The organism is Caballeronia sordidicola, assembly GCF_001544455.2.
Taxonomy (GTDB): domain Bacteria; phylum Pseudomonadota; class Gammaproteobacteria; order Burkholderiales; family Burkholderiaceae; genus Caballeronia; species Caballeronia sordidicola.
In genome coordinates, this window is record NZ_FCOC02000016.1 from 126,095 (window position 1) to 145,210 (window position 19,116).

Sequence of the window (19,116 nt, forward strand, 5' to 3'; positions counted from 1 at the left end):
CATCACAAGGACCGCCAATCTATTGGGAATGGTGGGTTTTAAGGGGGGAGCAATTGCGCATTCTTAATCCGCCGAAGGCCTCCGCCCTGATGGCTGGGGCCAGAAGCTTTGGCAACTATGACTTGGCGGCGGCTCTTGCTGATCTCATAGACAACAGTATCAAGGCTGGTGCCCGTGCTCTGACAATCCTGTTTGAGCCAGCCGAAAACGACGTTACGGTGCGTATCAGGGACGACGGCGCGGGCATGAGCCGTATCGAACTCATCGATGCGATGAGACCGGCCAGCAGCAACCCCGAAGATCAACGTGATGCCGGTGACTTGGGACGCTTCGGTTGGGGATTGAAGTCGGCCTCTCTCTCGCAAGCGCGTATTCTGACCGTGGTCTCTTGGCGTGACGGTCTCGCGTGCGCCGCACGATGGAATGTCGACGATCTCGACGATTGGGCAATGGACCTGTTCGAGGGAAGCGATGCACTGAGTTTGTTGGCATCGGCTCCCGTCGGGTCGAGCGGTACGGAGGTGATCTGGACCCGATGCGATCGCCTCTATGACTCAAGTCTCACTGCCACGCTCGATGAGCGGCTCAACGAAAAGATTTCGCACGCGAAGAAACAGCTCTCCCTCGTATTTCATCGGTATCTGGCCGGAGAGGATGGTCGCCGCCTCGAGATAAGCCTGCAGGGACTGAGACTTGATCCGGTCGACCCCTTCATGGCACGCCATCCGGCCACTCAGTCGCTCGATGAGGAGTATGTGCCGGTGACCCCTTCCGCGGGGGTGAGGGTGAAGCCCTTCGTGATTCCTCATTTTTCGAAGCTTACCCATGAAGAGCGCCTGGCGCTGGATGGCGATGAGGGGCTGGCACGCAATCAGGGGTTCTACGTCTATCGAAATCGACGGCTGATCATTCACGGAACCTGGTTCCGCTTGGTTCCGCACGGCGAGCTATCTCAACTGACGAGGATCCGGATCGATCTTCCGAACAGCCTCGACGCGGAATGGAAGATCACGCTGGACAAGTCCGACGCGCAATTGCCCATCAACCTGAGACGAAGGCTTCGGGAAATCGTTCAACGGTTCTCAAGAAGGTCGGTGGGGGTCTATCGCCGCAGGGGTGTGGATCTGAACACCTTGGAAAAGGCTCCTGTGTGGCGGCGCAACTCACACAACGGCCGGATTCGGTATTTCATCAATCGGGATCACCCGATCATCCGTGAGCTGCTGTATGAAGCGTCCGATCAGTCGATGGCGCAGGAAGCCATGCGGCTCGTCGAGTACTGTGTTCCAGTGGAGGCAATGGCTGAAGACGTCAGGAGTGCAGATGATTCACTTGTCCAGCCAATCACGGACCCGGATCAATTCGATTCACTGGTCCATGCCTGCATGTTGGCGTATCTACGTCAAGCCGGCGCCGTATCGCTTTCTGGCTTTCTTGCGTTCGCAAGGAAGGCAGAGCCTTTCTCTGAGCAGTGGAAATACACCGAAAGTCTCATCAAAGAAAAAGCAGGGGAGTGGAAACTCAAATGATCAATGATTCGAACGCTTTCAAAGCTGTCCTTTCGTTTCTGAGAGTTCAGATCGATGGAGAGCTCAATGGCCGGATCGTGGTGTCCGAGGGATATCTCGCGGACGCAGTCGGCAGGTTCGGGGTTCCGTTTTCATTGAACGAGCTGGATCAGGGGCGGCTCGTGAAGCATCTTGAGACGATCTACATGACGAAGCAGGAGGATGGTCATCTGCTTCAGGGGAGTTTCAAGCAGTGGTATCCCTCTGCGAAGGCTTCGATAGATTTCCATTACTGGCGTCGCCTGGAAAAGCACTGGAAGGACAACTCCGTGCTTCCCATCGAGGTGGTCAAATCCGTCGATCAGGTCACCGATGAGATCATCGGGCTTCTGGGCAATCCAAAGGACAAGGAGAGCTGGAATCGTCGTCGTGGATTGGTCATGGGTCATGTCCAGATGGGCAAGACAACCAACTATTCGGCGTTGATCTCCAAGGCTGCCGATGCTGGATACCGCATCATCATCGTGCTCGCCGGTCTCACGAACTCGCTCAGATACCAGACGCAGGTGCGTCTGGACAAGACGTTCGTCGGCAAGTCGTCGATAAGCGACGCCACGCATTCCAAGATCTATCCCGTTGCCCGTGTCTTTGCTGGAGAGCGTCCCGACTATGTGGCGCGCCATCCGTATTGCGGAACATCACAGCTGTCCGACTTCAACAGTGCTTTCGCCAATACGGGCGGAGCCCATGAGGGTAACTTTGCCGACCCTATCCTCTTTGTGACCAAGAAGAATCCCAAGGTGCTGGCAAAGCTGGCCGAATGGCTTTCCGGACTGAGGCAGGATCAGAAGCTGGACGGCCCCATGCTTCTGATCGACGATGAAGCCGACAATGCGAGCGTCAACACTAACGAGAATCCGAATATCGCAACCGCCATCAATCAGTGCATCAGGGGCATTCTCCACACGACTAAGCAATCCACATATGTAGGCTACACGGCAACGCCATTCGCCAATATCTTCATTGATCCCGACACGACGGATGGCCTCGACCGCGAAGATCTGTTCCCTGCGGATTTTATCAAGTCACTCGATCCTCCTGACAACTACGTCGGAGCCAGCCGCCTGTTCGGGGAGGATGGTGATCTGCTGCAGCCTTGCGTTTGCAAGATTCCGACTGACTATGCGGATGTCCTGCCGGTCAAGCATCTTGGCGCGTGGAAAGTGCCAAGGCTTCCTGCAAGCCTCCTCGATGCCCTGCGCGAATATGTTCTGGCACGGGCTGTGCGGATTTCCCGAGGTGACGGGAACGAGAGTTCGGCATTTCTGGTCAATGTCAGCCGCTTCAACGCTGTGCAGGCTCAGGTGCGGGATTTCCTCGATGTGGCGCTTGCTGAGCTCGTGTCCGCCATCGAGTCTTGGTCGATGGCGTCGTGGGAGCAATCTGCGGCCATGCTTGAACTCAAACGTGTTTGGGACCGGGAGTATGAAGGAACAATCGAGCTCGACTGGGATGCCGTTCGTCCATACCTGAAGGCGTCGGTTACGCCGATGGAGACTCGGCTGGTCAACATGAAGGGAGGCGGGATCGACTACGAAAGTGCGCCTCCCACCGGCCTCCATCTGATTGCTGTGGGTGGCCTTGCCTTGGCGCGAGGACTCACGCTCGACGGGCTGTTGGTTTCCTATGTTCTCCGGAATGTCGGTGCAGCAGATACCCTTCTGCAGATGGGCCGATGGTTTGGGTACCGGCCAGGCTTCGAGAACATCTGCCGGGTTCATGTGACGGAGTCGCTCGTCGGACACTTCGAGGAAGTGAGCGCATCTGTCGAGGAGCTTCGTGCGGACTTTCAGCGCATGGCGCTTCTGGGAAAGACTCCCCTGGAATTCGGTCTGAAGGTGAGGCAAAGCCCCACCGGAATATCGATCACCGCCTCGAACAAGATGCGTGCGGCTACCGAGATATCTCTTGCAGAGGACTTCTCGAATCGCCACGTCCAAGCCTATTCGGTCTATGACAGCAAGGACATCAATGGGAAAAATCTGGATGTCTTCAAAACTTTCTACGCCAAGATCGGCTCCGTTTCGAAGGAGCAGGTTCCAGAGGAGGGAAATGCCCGAGTCTGGACCGGTGTCCCGGTCTCCGAGGTCGTCCGGCTTCTGAAGGCATTTGAACTCCCCCAAACGGAATTCAGCGTGCTGGAGGCCGGTGGCGCAAGTCTGATTGCGGCCTATATCGAAGACAGGCAGAAGACCGAGCTGGCAAGTTGGGACGTCGCCATTCCGTATGTCAAGTTGCGTCCTGCGGACGGTGCGCTGCCGTTTGAGTATGCGCGCGATGGATTCGGAGGCCAGACGTACTATCGATCCCGCACGAGCGCGGTCAAGGAAGACGATCTGGTGAAGATCACGAAGAAGAATGCCGTTGCCTTCGGTGATGACGATCTTCTCTATGGTGAGGATAGGAACGAGGTTCAGGCAAGGGCGGATGCAATAAAACAGCGCGCCGTGGATGCCAAGGTCAAATCGCCTTCCAGCGCCGTGCGCCTTGCGATGTCTCGTACACGGCCTTTGCTCGTCGTTCATCTGCTCAGGCTCGCGAGCAAGGACAAGGATGTCACGTTCGACTTCGACCCCGAGTTGCCGGTCGTCACGCTGAGTCTGGTGTTCCCGGGAACCGGAGTCCTGTGTCGGGAACGCCGTTACCACGCCACGCCAAGACTCATGCAACTGCTTGCCGAGAGACGGAAAGAATCCGAGAGCGACGAGGTGTTGGACGATGAATGAGTTCGAGGTGAGATGGTTGGCGCTGGTGGGGGCCAAACATGAGAGCACGCGACTGCGTGCGTATCCGGACCATCTGTTCGATTTCTACGTTCAGTACTCGGGTGCGGGGAACCGCGAGTTGATCTTGGAAATGCGCAGTGAAGAGATTCCGGAGTTCGAGCTGCCCGCGTTCCGAAACATCGAGATTGCCAAGGTCTTGATGCCGGGTGGGGTGCGAGTCGCCATGACGCTTCTCGAGCCCGAGCTGGCCAGGAATTTTTCGGTGATGTGCTATGACCTTGCGGAGCGATCGAAAGCTGAGCGAACGGTCATCGGAGCAGTCACCATATTGATACGTGTTCTCGATAGCTGGGCCGAACTCTTCAAGCGGCGCCTAGACGAAGGGATTTCAAAGGAAGAGGTGGTGGGACTGTTCGGGGAACTTCTGCTCCTCGAAGAACTGATCCGGGAGCGCGTCGCTTCTCTGAAGACGCTCATCGAAGGCTGGCGAGGTCCACATGGAGACGCTAGGGACATCGGGGTTGGTGGAGTGCGCATGGAGGTTAAGACACAACGCTCGACTGGTGCCATGAAGCTCAGGATTTCCTCATTGGAGCAGCTCAACGATCGTGGCGATAGCGTCTTCATCGTTTTGCGGAGAATCTCTGCTTCAGACAAGGGGCGATCCGTGCTTGAGGTCGCGCAGGCAGTACAGGACTTGCTGAGCACATCTCCGCTTGCGACTCTTGAGTTCGAACGGAAGATCGCTCTTGCGGGGATGGACGACGGATCGAGCCACTGTCACGACAGATACGATAGCGATGAGCGAGTCGTCTATTCGATATTGCATGGCTTTCCCCGGCTCGTTCCTGGAAATGTTCCGGACGGTGTGGTTGCTGCGCAGTACGAGATCGCAGGCCCCTCTCTGGAGGCTTTCCGATCGACGTGGAATGTGTTGATCGAGGCCACGCATGCTTGAGGTCGATCTTGGGCGGACCTACAGGGATCTTGCCAACGAGATCACCATCGGCAGTGCGGCCGATGGTGATCTCAAGGTCACGGAGTTCTTCCGTATCTTTGCGCAGCTCGCTGCAGAGAATGGTGACTGTCCCGATCTCGACTATCGACCCGTGCTCAGTGAGTCGGGTGCGGGATATCGCGTGGACGGAATGGCACTGGATCTTCCGGAGGGCGGAGAGGTGGAATCCGGCGATCTTCATCTCGCTGTCTGCTTGCATCTGCAGGATTTGGACATGCCTGTGATCAATGCGCGGGAGGTGGATGCCTGCGTCTCTCTGGTGGAGCGGTTCCTGAAAGTTGTACAAAACGACAGGAGCGTCGAGGCAATGGAGGAGTCGAGCCATGCCTACCAGATCGCGATGCAGATCCGGCACTACCGCTCTCGGATATCGAGAGTGCGTCTGCTGGTGTTGACCAATGCGCATCTTAAGACAAGACGGAAGGAATTCGAAACCCGCTATCTCGACGGGCTTCCTCTGCAGGTCAATGTTCTCGACCTCGAGCGTTACGAGCGCATTTCGAGGAGCGGTTCGGATCCCGTCGAGGTTGACTTCAGCGAGGACTTCGGCGGAGCAGTGCCATGCCTCCCCGCTTCCATGGGTGATACTGGGTTCAGCAGCTATCTATTTGCCATGCATGGGCCTGTGCTTGCAAAGGTGTTTGCCTCATATGGCAATCGATTGCTTGAGCAGAACGTCCGTACCTATCTGCAAGCTAAGACTAGTGTGAACAAAGGCATTCTCAAGACCATCGCGGAGAACCCGTCCATGTTCTTCGCATACAACAATGGACTGACGGGAACCGCGTCTGCCGTGTCGACGGAAAGATGTGCCGATGGATCGTTGGCCATCTCTCGCATAAAGGACTTTCAGATCGTGAACGGCGGTCAGACAACGGCCTCGATGCTCTATGCAAGAGATGCGATGAGCTGCAGCCTCGACGAGGTCTATGTCCAGGTCAAGCTCTCCGTCGTTGGCGACGAACGGTTGGGGGAGGTGGTACCGAAGATTTCGGAGTACGCCAATACCCAGAACAAGGTATCTCTGGCTGATTTGGCATCGAACAGTCCTGTACAGGTTCGGATCGAGCGACTTTCGAAGGAGGTGTCTATACCTCAGCGGCCAGGTGTCCTTTTCTCAACTCGCTGGTTCTACGAGCGGGCGCGTGGCCAGTACAAGGCACTGTTTGCGTACAAGACCACACCGCAGCGAATGCGTCTGGAGGCTGAGTACCCGAAAGCGCAGCTCATCTCCAAAACGGATCTTTCCAAGTTTGAACTTGCCTTCGATAGCAGGCCACATCACGTCGCTGAAGGGGAGCAGAAATGCTTTCAGAGGTATGTCAAGACGGTGCTCGCCACATACGGCGATGGCTTGGAACTGAATGAGTTCTGGTTCAAATGCGCCGTTGCGAAGGCCATTGTCTTCACATCTGTGGACAGGGAGATTGCAAAATCGGAGTGGTACAAGGCCGCCAAGGGTCTCAAGGCCCAGACAACGGCCTACACGGTGTCCGCATTGGCTCAGGCGTACAGGATGCGTGGCATGCAGGTGGACCTCCTGAGAATCTGGAGGGACCAAGCGGTGTCTTCAGTGCTGATGACATGGACGCTGGAACTGGCCAAGGGGATTCATGTCATATTGAACAATCCGCCCGGCTCCGTGAAGAACGCCACGGAGTTTTGCAAAAAGGAATTCTGCTGGAATCTGCATGTGCTGCCGGCAATTCCATCCTTGCCGAAAGGTATGCTGGAATATGGCGTCTCCGTTGAATATGCCAGTCAGAGCGCGGGACAGGGACGTCGCGATGAGAGAAGAAATCGTGAGCTCGATTTCGAGATAGCCGTTGCGAAACTCGTTCCCAAAGTACACGAGATCCGTCAGCTTGCGCAATCGAGGCAGTTGCTATCCGAGAACAGTTCACGCGCTCTTGACAAGCTTCAGGCGGGGCGTCTGAACTTGGTCAAGGCGGAAAAGAACTCTCTCAAGACTCTGCTTGATCGACTGGATATCGAATATTGAACTCGCTAAGTCCAAGCAGGCATGACTCCGCCGTAGCCTCCATCATGTGCGGTGCATGGCCTGTCTTGAGATGTTTTCGCCACCGTATGACTCCGAAGACGATATTGGGCACCAATGCAGATGTCGCAAGCCGTGGTTCTGGCTTGCATCGGCAGAGACTGACGACACCGGTCGAAAGTCAGCGGAGCTGCACTTGGTCACGGCGTTGCATGGCGAGGTACGGGTCCAGACTGTCGATCGTCGGTCCATGTAGCGGGGTTCCCCAGCTTGCCGGTCGGTTGTTGCCACACTTCCGTGTACTAGGATTTCTTAAAAAAATTCGTCGCTGCAACGCGAGCCACCGCTCGATAAGCCGCACCAAAACCGGGGATATCGTTGGCCACAATAACAGAATGGTTCTACACCGCTCCTCTGGAAGATTTCGCGGTGCGACGCGGCGATCCGCTTGGGATGCGTTACGTCGCTGAGGAGATTGCCGAGTTGCTGGCGCCGGGGTTGTCGAATCGCACCATGGACGCGCGCTGGCTGACGATCATGTGCTGGGCCCTTGAGCACGCGCACCCGGCGTGGCGCAAGTTCGGTGCTGGCGCTGACGAGGATACGGTCGCATCGCGCGACGCGGCGAGAAGTCTCTACACGTGGATTCGCCCGCTTGAACTGCTATGGATTGCGCGCACGTTCAAGGCGACCTCGGACCAAGCGGCCGAGCGTCGCCAATTGCCAGGCGTGCAGGCCGTGCGGCGATGGGTCGAGCGCGGTGCTACGGAGGCGCGCTTTGGCATGTTCCCCGAATCGTACGCACGCTATCGCTTTAACGGCGTATACGGCGCGTATCGAGTGGCGTTGCGCTCGCTTCCGGGTCTTACGATCGGAGCGGACGGCTGGAGGCTCGACAGCCATGGCAAGGCGCTCGCGGAGATCGTGCATGGCAGCGTGCGGATGAAGCCGGCGCAGAGCATCGGTGGCGGGCGTCGTTCGCTGCCGGAAGAACATTGGCTCGAACGGTTTGAGTGGCATCGTGGCCGCGGTACGCCCACGTGTCTGCCGACGGTGTTGACCGATGCACGGCGTCTTCCTGCGGACGAGTCCCGGGTGCTGGCGCAGTCGCTGTTTTCATCGGCGGCCGGCGACGAAGACGGCCGGCGACGCAGAAGCGTACTTGAGGCCGCCGCGGCTTCCCCGGCGACAACGCGGCCCGCACTCTACGCTGACATCGCACGCCGCCTCGCAAGCGAGCCCTCAACCGAACGCCTCCAATACTGGTCCGCATTCTCCGAGCTTGCTGACGCGGGAATTGGCGCGATGAATGCGTGCTGGAGTGTGGCTGGAAAGCGCGATGCGAGCGGCGGTGGAACGGGCGCGACATCAATCGATGGCGTACTCGCTCACCGTGGCGTGGTTCATGCGTTGGACGAACTCGGGCGCGCTGCAAAACGCTGGAAGAAAGAAGGGACCTCGGCCGGCTCGTTCTCCGTTGTCGATGTGTTGGCGGGCGGTATCGTCGCAGCCGGCACCGATCGCAGGCGCAGGCTGAAGGCGCTTGAACGGCATCATGCGACGTATGGCGGCGGCCTTCGCTGGCTCATGTTCAGCGGAAACGAGTTGAAGCTGCTCGCGCCATCGCGTGGCGGCGACGCGAGCAATTATCGGGTGAGGATCGAAGCGCTGAGCCGTCTGGGCGCGCAGTGCGGCGTCATCAAGCGCATTCCCGAAGCATTGCTTGGCGCGGATGCGTTCGACCCGGACGGAGCGATGTAATGGCGACATCCAGCACGAAACGGAAGCTTCTAGCGCCACAATGGAAACCGCTTGCCGGGATCGGTCGAAGCGACATTGGCCGACTGCTCGGCGCGTTGCTCACTACCTACGATCCACCGGATCCGTCCGTATTGATCGAGCATTATCTGTCGCATTGGCTCGGCCTCGAAAACAGCTACGTCAGCGAGACGGACGACCGACTGCGCTACTTCGCCGAGCTTGAGGCGGCACTGCGAGGTATCAAAGGGCGCATTGCAATCGTGTCGTCGGGCGGCGACTCGCCGGCCTGTGCCGAAGGCTGGATCTGGAATTACATCGCGCGCTTTCAGGTTGGCGCGACCGGCGCGGCGGCCCAGCACGCGAAGCTCTGGATGTTCCACTACGAGGCGACCGAAGCGGGCGCGTCGCAGACGCTCGAAATCGTCATCTCGTCTGCGAATCTTACGCAACCTGGATTGAGTAACCAGATCCAGAGCGGATGGCGTTGCGTTGTGCCGCTGACCTCCACCGGATCGAATGCGCGCGAGAAGGGTTGGGGTTGCCTGCCGAACTTTATTGCCGAACTCGGCCGGGCATCGGGCGTGGATAGTGTGCGAATCGCGGATTGGCGCGAGCTGCTGCGCCGGGCGGCGTGTCCGGAGGGCGTCGAGTTTGTCGCAAGCGTAGCGGGCAAGCATTCCCCTGCGACGCTGCGCACGCGAGACACCGCGTGGGGCGTTTCGGGACTTGCGAATCTCTGGTCGCGAAAGCATCCGCGACAATTGACGGTGCTTACGCCCACATTCGGACGTTGGGACCGCGACGCTTTCGAGCAATGGTGCGAGACGGCAGCCGTAGAACCACATAATGTCGCTTCGGCATGGATCTGCTGTGAGCATCCTTGGGCCGACAACTGGCAACTGGATCCCTCCAGCGAGCATGCGCTCACGGACGCGGGAATGCAGTGGCGCGAGATCGCCGTGCCCGATGGCGTCAAGCAGAGTCCGCTAGGCGACGAACATAAACAGGAAGACCGGCGCTGGAGCCACGCGAAACTCTATGAGCTTCGCGAGGGCAATCAGCGCCGCCTGCTCGTAACGTCGGCAAATTTCAGCGCGTCGGCCTGGGGCCAGTGGAATCAGGACGGTAAGCTTGAGATCGGCAACTTCGAACTCGGCGTCGCGTTTCCGGTACGCGACGCCTTTGGCAGCCGGCTGGGGCAAGGCGAATTTGTGCGGCATACCTGCGAGGTCGATTACAGCCGCGACGCTGAGCAGCAGATCGGCTGGCTCGCGGCCGACTGGGACGGGAAGACGCTTCAGATCGGATGCCGCGCGCAATGCCCGCTCGTGGCCCGGATTGAGGTCACGGTAGCGCGTGCAAAAAGTATCCGTCATCACAGGGTCGCGTGGTCGAACGGCGTACCGTCCCGGGCTGCGTTTGCGTGGTCCGAGGCGAAAGGAGATATCCCAATCGCGGTGACGGTGACCACCATGAAAGGCGAATTGCGAACAACCCCGATTCACGACACCCGTACGAGCGACGATAGCCGCCTGCTTTGTCCTGACTACGACGAAGCGAAGCTGCGTGAAGCGGCCGACATTTTGCTTGAAGAAAAATACGGCTACGCACGCATACCGGATGAAGGCGATCGCAAGCGCTCTGGCAACGGTAAGCGTAAAGGCGCTGCCGGTGGCGACTATGCGGTTGACGCTTACCTCGATGCACGCCGACGCTTTCGCTGCGTCGATAACTGGTGGAACCATCTTCAGTCCGCCAACGAGAACTTGCGCAAGCAGATCGTCAGCGACGGCAGACAGCTCTACGAGCGCTGGCACAAAGCGGGCCAGTCAGCTCCGCACCTCGGCGAACGCATCGCCGCGCGTATTGCTGCCGACGAACTTCAATTGAGAATCAGGCAGAACAAATGAGTCTGGATATCAATGCGCGCAGTTGGCAATTTCTCGACCGCAGGAAGGCGAAGCAGTATATCGAGTGCCACGACAGGCACCGAGTCCTGAACCCAGGATGGAAACAACTCAAGCTGCCGACGACCAAGCGTCAGTTCACGACCGCGAAAGCGATTCTCGACCGGATGAATAGCGGTACCGAGGGCATTCTGCTTGCCGATGATGCCGGTCTTGGCAAGACTACTGTCGCTACGCTGTGCGCACTGGTTTTCGCCGGAAACGGCAAGAGTGTGCGCATTCTCGCGCCGAACGACGTGATGGCGCGCCGCTGGCGTCAGGAACTGGAATTGCATATCGACGCCGTTGCCGAGTGTGCACGTTCCCTGAAACTGGATACGGCAAAAAGCCGCCTGCGGAGCCACATCGCGTGGCTTACCGATGGCACGATCGCTGTGTCGACGCATCAAAAGGCGGAAAGGCTGCTGTGCGATCTGCTGATCGTCGATGAAGCGCACAGGGCGCGTTCGGAACATTCCAGACTCGGCCGGGCAATCGGCGTTGCACGAAACCAGATCGGCCGCCTGCTCGTCATCACCGCGACACCCTTTAGCATCGATCCGAACGACTTGGCGACACTGCTCCAGCGCATTGGCGGTGATGAGGCGGTGAAACCGATGCGGGATTATGCGGAGCTACTCACGAAGCTATGGCGAGGACGCTATGCAAGCACGCCGCGCGAGATGGCAGCCGAGCTCGGCGGGGCAGCACGCCTCGCGGTGAAGGAGATGAAGCCATTCGTGATCCGGCACGGAATCAGGGATCTGGCAACCAGTGAGCGGAAAACGTTCGGCGAGATCCCTGATGTCGACGACGCTGGGGCGACCACACCGCTCGAGGCCTCCGAAGAACTTCTGGAGGTTATGCTGCGGGCCGATCGCGCGCTCGAATTGGGAAAACGTTGCAAGGCGTGGCCGCACGTACGGCGCAATGACCCACGCTATCACGTTTCGACGAGTAAGCTCGCGGAGGATCTTGAGGTTCTGACGCGCAACGTCGCCGGCCGGGGGGGCGATGCCGAGGCGCTCGCGGCGCACCATCATGGACGCCGCGCGCAAACTGCGCTACGAACCATTGAGACGCATCCGAAGATTGCCGACACCGTACGAATGGCGAAGTCGCTTGTCGCTCAGGGCGAAAAGGTCTTGATCTTCTGCCGCCATCATCTGCCGGCAGCGGAGTTGACCGCGGCACTCGCGGATGCTATCCGTTGGCCAGAACGAGCCGTCGGTCATGACGACGTCCGAGCGGTTTGGCGCGCGGCCTGGGATGAGGTTTTCGAGCAGGAATCGGAAACCGTCAAAGGACGCTCAGCCGAAACTCGCCTCGACAATTTTATTGAATGGTTGTGTTCGGAAGGCGTGCGTGCACAGGTCGGTCACTGGCTTGGTGAGACAGCAGCATCGGCTCTCGTTTCGAAGCGATCACTCATTGCAGGACTCGCGCGTGACACGAACGCCGGATACCGGATCGCCGCGCAGGCGAAGCAGTTGTACCAGCAACTGATCGACAGGGAGTCGGCCTCGACTCGCTCAATCCTGCTACGAAGTGATCCACAGAGGCTGCCGGGTGCGACGCATGCGCGAGTCGCCGCTGTCTGCGATCCAGACGCCAGTGTGTTCGGGAAATCCCATCCGGAGGTGTTTTTTACTAATGCGCCTGATACGGTGGTGGCCGTGTTCAACAGTCCGTTCGGGCCGGACGTTCTAGTCAGTACCGACACTTTGAGCGAAGGCGTCGACTTGCACCGATTTTGCCGCCACTTAATTCACCATGAACTGGATCCTAGCCCCGTCCGGACAGTGCAGCGAAACGGCCGCCTGCGTCGGGTCGATTCGTGGGCGTCCAAAGTCGAGAAGCCGATTCGCGTTCTTTATCCGGCCTTGATGGGTACGCGAGACGAGAAAGCTGTCGCCATCATGCGACAACGGATTTCGCAGTTCGATCTGCTTATGGGCGCCGTGCGCGAGGAAGTCGATGTGGAGGAGGTCAATCACGATCTGACGGGGTTAGGGGAGATTCTCAAACATGCGGGTGAAAAGATGCGCGGGTTAAACCTGTTGCCTTAAGGAGGGTGCCGGTGCTGGGAGTGAGGTATTGGCGTCGCCATGTGCTACAGGTTGCGTCGACTGGCGGTACTCAGGACGGACAGTTTTGTAGACCGTAGCGAGTGCTCGACGGACTCGCGGGATCGCAATAACAGGTATGGAGTCGCGTAGCGATTTTTGGGTCTAAAGTCTTCGCCTCGGGGGTCGATATTCCATAGGGGAACCACGAGGGAAAACCCCGTGAATGTGACCAATGCCATTCCACAACGACAATAGCGACCATGCCTGCAATCGATCCTGTGCTTTTGAGCGAAATAAGAAGGGGGAATCTCTACGCGCTTCTCGAAGTGTGTACCGACGACGACCTCGAACCGCTTGTCGACCTGTTGAAGGGACCATGGAGTAGCTCGCTCACATCGGATGCCCAATACAAGCGATTCCCCTCTTACCCATCAAGGTATAGCGTCGCGATCGGCGATGAAATTCGCGCCTTCGGTGGCAACACTGTGAAAAATCAGCTGCGCGGCGGAGGGCCGGAATACGGAGAGGTTGTGGTCGATGTGTGTAAGCGGCTTGGTATCCCGTACAAGGCCAACTCGATCGTCGAAAACGAGAAAGCGCTCCTCCACTTGCTCTTCGCCCAAGACTGGAGCACGCTCGATGCCGTCGGCCGCAAGCGCGCGATCGCGCAAGCGCGCACTGTGGCGGCCAGTGAAGCGACAAAAATTAAAAACGTAGTCAAGGATAATGTCAAAAAGAGCCTTGTCGGCGGCGCATTGGCGTTTAATCCATTGACAGCGGTTGCTGCTCTGGGCTCGATCTCCGTCACGGAGCCGGCTTACCGCATTACGGCGCCGTGCGTTCTCCATGTAGCGTACCTACGTCGCAAGATGCTTGACACGATCATCGAGCCGACGTCGGAGTGCGGTACCACGATCGTCGCATTGCGCGACGTCGAACGCTCCGCGGCGCTCACGGTTGAAGAGGAGGGCGGCGGAACACTCGTTTCCCTGACACGTATTTCGCACCCCGACGTCGAACACTGGCATAAGACAGGGTCGGCCGACGAGGGCATCAATCGGCTGAGTCCCTTGTTTCAGGTAGTACCGGACTTGGTAACCGCCCAGCATGTCGCATCGACGAAATACATGGAAGTCGTCATCAATGGGCCGCTACTCAAGGCAAAAAACGGCGTCGAAGGGTATCGGCTCACCACGAATATCGGCGGGAAGTTGAGCAACGGCACCTTGCTGGATCCGTCGACGCTATCCAACATCGTCAATGCGGGTGCGCTCTTGCAGGTCGCGTCGTTCGCGTTGGGGCAGAAGCATCTTGCGGACATCAAGCGCGAACTGAACGAGATCAAGATCTCCGTGAAGCGCATCGAGGAGTTCCAGCAGAACGAGCGCTTGAGCAAATTGACTGGCATGCTGGACTACTTGGAGCAGGTTGCACCGGCGATCATGAAAGGTGGGGGTACGGCGCACGATCTCGCGCAACTCGAAAGCCACGAGCCAACACTTCTGTCGATTCGCAACCATCTTTTCACCGACCTCGAAACGCAAACAGCCGCCATTCTCGATGTGAAAGATCCCGATACGTTTGGGTCGGAAGGAGCTGCCAAGGCAATCGCCGGTCATCACGAGCGCATTGCCATGCACTTTGAACAAGCGCTTCTTTGCCTTCGCGTACGAGCCGCGAATCTGCAGTTGGCGTCATGTGCTGGTCTCAACGAGCATAAGAGGCAAGCCCGGATTGACGACATCAGGAGGTCGCTTGACGAACTTCGGCAAGAGGGACCTTACCTCGTTAAAGCCGACGTCATGATCCGCAAGAAGATTCAGACGTTGTCGGCCTTGACGAGTTCGAGCGAGACGCTAACGCGGCGCAAATTCGACCTCCTGCAATTGCATTCGGAACTCGCTGCCAGCGTGAAGTCTTGGAGGGCGGCAATCGAGCAGGATCTCGAATCGGCGGACGATCTTTTCAAGCGCCGGGAGGAGCCGACACGAGTGCTGCTCAAGCTGGATGGCGAACGCGTCATGGGCATGCATGTCGTATAGCAGCGCGTGTTTTCCGGTTCGGTTGTTTTGGTTCGAGGTTGATGGCGGGTGTTGGTGCGTACTTTCCCTGACGGATGTAAAGTCCTCAAGCGCGTAGGCCGTTTTGGCTGCGAGATTGAGGAGCTGCATTTTCTGGAGCGTGAGCTTCCGGACGCCTACAGCGTCTACCACTCGGCTCACTGGACGCGAGTCAGGAAGATTCGTCAGCGGTGGGCGAACTGGAGCGTAACTGCCTAAAATGGTGAAAGGGCGGCTGCAGGGGGCCTCGCAGTGCGTCCTCGAATCGGTGGCGCTCTATGGGGCGTCCTTGAGCAGCCGCATTTGAGCCCCACCCGTGAATTGAGGTCTTGGCTTCGGCCGGCTTTGGTCGGACCGTGTTGGAAAAGCTTGACGGTATCGATGACGGTATTGTCAGCACCAGTCATCTCGAGATGCTCCATCGTCGCGGCTTTTTGGCAAAGTGCGTGCTACTTTCCCATTGCGGTCTGCAAAGAGGCGGTTAAAGCCGATATTATTTTTCGGCATCGTTAACGGTATCGACGCGAAGCCGCTGGGCGGAACACCGCTGGATAAGCGGGCTAGGCCCTACGATTGACAATCGAGTGGGGATTCGGGATTTCCGTTGGTTATATGCATACTTGCCGCGGACACCGGCGAGGCGCCAGTGTCCAAGAGATCTGCGAATTGATCATCGGCTTACGTCCTAGCTAGGTAGGCGAGCCCATACGTACTGTTTGCTTGCTTAAACAGAGGGGGTGCGAGCGAGACCTTGATCCGCGTTGCGTAGTGGGTAGCCCCACTGCCTCACGGCAACGGGGCCCCCGAAGAACGCAGCATGCGACTTTCACCGCACTGCGCTCGAGCACAGCATTAAGCGTCGCGCTGACGCCGGTCTCGCAACTGTACGAGCCCTTCGCAAGCATCACATCGTTGATTCGCCTCATCGCTGAGACGAAGGGCGCTGAACCGTAGTGCTACCGGTCTCTCACAAGCTTCCCTTCGATGAATCTCATATGTGGACCTACGACAACTGCACCACACGGAAGTCTGCACCCTTTCAGGTCAGGGCAAATTCCGAACCCCTATGCGGACTATTACCGCCCGCCATTCGCTTTTTCCGCGTTCTCATATCCACTTGCCCAACAGATTCCCTTGCGGGTCACCTGCCTTAGCCAAACCACTGGCGCAGGCGGACAGTTGGACTTACCACGTTCCCGTTCTTGCCGACCCGAATGTTCCCGGGCCTATCCGTTTAGCGCCCGTCTATTCCCCGGCAGCGTGATGACGGCGTACTCCCAGGTACAAGGGGAGCAACCGGCTGCATACCTTTTGGTTTGGGCCCATTAGCCGCTTCGGCCCACTATCCGTCACGAGGTTTATCGACGATTCACATTTGTTGCGCATGCGGAACTTGCCTAGTCTCGACGCCACATTGCGGCTTGCAGCGTCACCACATATCGTCACCGAGCGTGGTGTCTTTTGACGAGTCCATTGTCGTTGGAGCTTCAGACCCGGCAGTTACCCGCCACGCCTGTCCAAGTAGGCAACTGCTGGCCGTACAGCAGGTCGCGGCAACGCGGTGCCTTGCGAAGCGCGACAAGACAAAAAAGAGCTTTACCGCCTACTGCATGCCGCTTGACGCGCGGCTGACGGCGACACGTGTCGCACTGTACCACCGGATGTAAGAGTCGAGAATCTCGATGAATTGATCAATGGTCGTGGCCCGTCAGTCACGAGGATAAAACAGTTCCGTCTTCAGTCGCCCGAAGGTCGCCTTGATGCGCTTTCCCAACTTCAAATAGAGCTGAACCGCTTGAACGCGGTCTTTGTACGAGTACATGGACTACCTCCAGGTAGTCCAAGATTTTGTCCGCACCCCCTTAGCTATTAGAAACCCATAGTCGTTAGTGATTACCTACGCTTATTCGCTTCAATCTTCCGCATAAACGACAGGCACAGCTATCTTTTACAGAAATGTGGCGGTACCCAATCCTGCCGCAATACTTTTTCCGTGGCAACTGTGTTTGTAAAAGTTGTTTACGAACATAATCATCAGACATAATATCGTTCGGCTAAGTGACGCGCGTTAACAGCGATGAGGAATGTTCAAATGGGGGCCGCAGACATAATCGACCAGCTTCGATCGGGTGTATTCCAGACTGAGCGGCTGGTAAAACTCGACACGCCACTGGGTTCGAATACGCTATTGGTTCAACGCGTTGTCGGGCATAGCCGGGTCGGGCGGGATTACACTTTTGCTATTGACGTCGATTCGCTAGATGAATCGATCGAACTCAAGAGCCTGATTGCTCAACCCGTCACGCTATGGCTCCAGCAGACCAACAAGTCTTATAAGCCGGTTCACGGTTATGTTCATACTGCGCGGCGCTTGGGCTCCGATGGTGAGTTGACGAGTTATCAAATCGAGTTGTCCTGCTGGTTGCACTTCCTGCGCTTTCGCCGCGATGCACGGATTTGGCAAAACCTTCCAGTCGATGAAGTTATCAGCCAGGTTTTCAGTCAGCATCCGCAGGCGCAGGGCGCCTTTCGCTTTGCGTTGATGAAGCAAACACAGCCCAAGTCGTTTTGTGTTCAATACGAAGACGACTGGAATTTTGTTCATCGGTTAATGGAGACCGAAGGCTGGTTTGGGTATTTCGAACAGGCCGACGATGGCCATTCCCATACGCTTGTCATCACCGATAATCTCGATTCATTCAAACCGATGTCGCCGCAGTCCGTCGCGTTTTATCGCGGGGGCACGAACAGCGAAACCGATGCCTTCGTGCAGTGGTCAGGGACACGGACGTTGCAAAGTACTTCGGTAGTTACCAGCACCTACGACTATAAAACCCCGCGTCATGTAAAGGGCACGAACATTCCAACGGTCGGGAACCAGGGCTCGCTGCCATCGCAGGCGGAGGTCTACGAGTATTCCGGGGCCTATACGTATCGCGAGCAGGATCGTGGCGATACGCTCTCAAAAGTTCGCATGGAAGAATGGGAGTCGCGGGCAAAACGCTTTCATGGCGTGGGTGCGGTGCGCGGCGTGCAGGCCGGGCAGTGGTTTGAGCTGACGGATCACCCGGATCACGAGGGAGGCAGCGTCCAGGACCGGCAGTTCGCCGTGCTCGCGATGCAATGGGTCATTGAGAACAACCTGCCGGTTTCCCGTGGCGCCGTCGATTTTCCGCACAGTCTGAAAGCAAAGGTGGATTCAGTCCGGGCAAGTTTCGAACCCGCGGACCAGACTGCGAAGATCAAGGCGGCCGACGGCAGCACGGGTTTCTTCATGACCATGGTGGAGGCGCAACGCCGCACCGTTCCGTTTCGCAGTCCCTTCGACCACCGCAAGCCCGTCATGCCCACCCAGACGGCAACAGTCGTCGGGCCGTCCGGCGAGGAAGTCTTCACCGACCAGTTGAACCGGGTGAAGGTTCGCATGCACTGGGACAGGCTGAATACCGGCGATGAAAAAGCCTCGTGCTGGGTACGCGTCTCATATCCGAATGCCGGCGAAAACTGGGGCGGCGTGTTCGTACCTCGCATTGGCCAGGAGGTCGTGATCACCTACCTCGATGGCGATCCGGACCGGCCGCTCGTCACCGGGCGCGTGTACAACAGCGCGAGCACGCCTCAGTGGCACACGCAGGGGCAACTGTCCGGCTACAAGTCGAAGGAACATAAAGGCTCCGGATACAACCAGCTTGTGCTCGACGATTCGACAGGACAGAACCGCGTCCAGCTTTACAGCACGCAAGCCGGGGCGCAGTTAAACCTGGGTTATATCGTCGTGCAGCGGGACAATCAGCGCGGCCAGTTTCGCGGAACGGGATTTGAACTGGCCACGGAAGCTTATGGCGCAATCCGGGCGCAGAAGGGCCTTTACATCAGCACGTTCGGCCGTCCCGGCGCCAGCGGCGACCAGCTCGACATTCGCGAGGCGCGCGGACAGCTATCGGCGGGACAGCAGTTGCTGAGCGCCAC

At 57.9% G+C, this 19,116-nt stretch carries 9 protein-coding genes and 1 pseudogene; 9 read left to right on the forward strand and 1 reads right to left on the reverse strand.

Features of this window, described 5'->3' with window-relative positions:
• Positions 1–53 precede the first annotated feature (53 nt).
• The 8 genes from AWB64_RS22565 to AWB64_RS22600 all read left to right on the forward strand — a co-directional run bounded on the left by AWB64_RS22565 (position 54) and on the right by AWB64_RS22600 (position 15,129).
• Positions 54–1,529: an ATP-binding protein gene (locus tag AWB64_RS22565; RefSeq protein WP_157766677.1), complete on the forward strand. Its 1,476-nt coding sequence runs from the start codon at positions 54–56 to the stop codon at positions 1,527–1,529.
• Positions 1,526–4,294 (forward strand): Z1 domain-containing protein, encoded by a 2,769-nt coding sequence (locus AWB64_RS22570; protein ID WP_060857659.1) that lies wholly within the window; start codon positions 1,526–1,528, stop codon positions 4,292–4,294. The genes AWB64_RS22565 and AWB64_RS22570 overlap by 4 nt, the downstream gene beginning before the upstream one ends.
• The gene (locus AWB64_RS22575) at positions 4,287–5,252 is read left to right on the forward strand and encodes a PD-(D/E)XK motif protein (protein WP_060857660.1); all 966 of its coding nucleotides are present in this window, start codon (positions 4,287–4,289) and stop codon (positions 5,250–5,252) included. Before AWB64_RS22570 ends, AWB64_RS22575 begins: the two co-directional genes overlap by 8 nt.
• A complete protein-coding gene (locus AWB64_RS22580) occupies positions 5,245–7,314 on the forward strand; it encodes an AIPR family protein (protein ID WP_060857661.1) in 2,070 nt (689 codons plus the stop codon). Before AWB64_RS22575 ends, AWB64_RS22580 begins: the two co-directional genes overlap by 8 nt.
• A 375-nt stretch (positions 7,315–7,689) precedes the next feature.
• Positions 7,690–9,072 carry a hypothetical protein gene (locus tag AWB64_RS22585; protein WP_157766678.1) on the forward strand — a complete coding sequence of 461 codons (1,383 nt, stop codon included), beginning with the start codon at positions 7,690–7,692 and terminating at the stop codon, positions 9,070–9,072.
• Entirely contained in the window at positions 9,072–10,982 is a 1,911-nt protein-coding gene (locus AWB64_RS22590; RefSeq protein ID WP_060857663.1) for a tyrosyl-DNA phosphodiesterase 1, read from the forward strand. Before AWB64_RS22585 ends, AWB64_RS22590 begins: the two co-directional genes overlap by 1 nt.
• On the forward strand, positions 10,979–13,087 hold the full coding sequence (locus tag AWB64_RS22595) for an SNF2-related protein (RefSeq protein ID WP_060857664.1): 2,109 nt from the start codon (positions 10,979–10,981) through the stop codon (positions 13,085–13,087). The genes AWB64_RS22590 and AWB64_RS22595 overlap by 4 nt, the downstream gene beginning before the upstream one ends.
• Positions 13,088–13,347: 260 nt before the next feature.
• Positions 13,348–15,129 carry a YaaW family protein gene (locus AWB64_RS22600; protein ID WP_060857665.1) on the forward strand — a complete coding sequence of 594 codons (1,782 nt, stop codon included), beginning with the start codon at positions 13,348–13,350 and terminating at the stop codon, positions 15,127–15,129.
• Positions 15,130–16,750: 1,621 nt separating this feature from the next.
• On the opposite strand, the pseudogene AWB64_RS32005 reads toward AWB64_RS22600, so the two are convergent.
• Positions 16,751–16,897: pseudogene (locus tag AWB64_RS32005) on the reverse strand (IS3 family transposase); the annotation flags it as partial.
• Between the two features lie 342 nt (positions 16,898–17,239).
• Between AWB64_RS32005 and AWB64_RS22605 the strand changes: the two are divergent.
• A partial coding sequence (locus AWB64_RS22605) for a type VI secretion system Vgr family protein (RefSeq protein WP_060857666.1) occupies positions 17,240–19,116 on the forward strand: 1,877 nt, incomplete at its 3' end.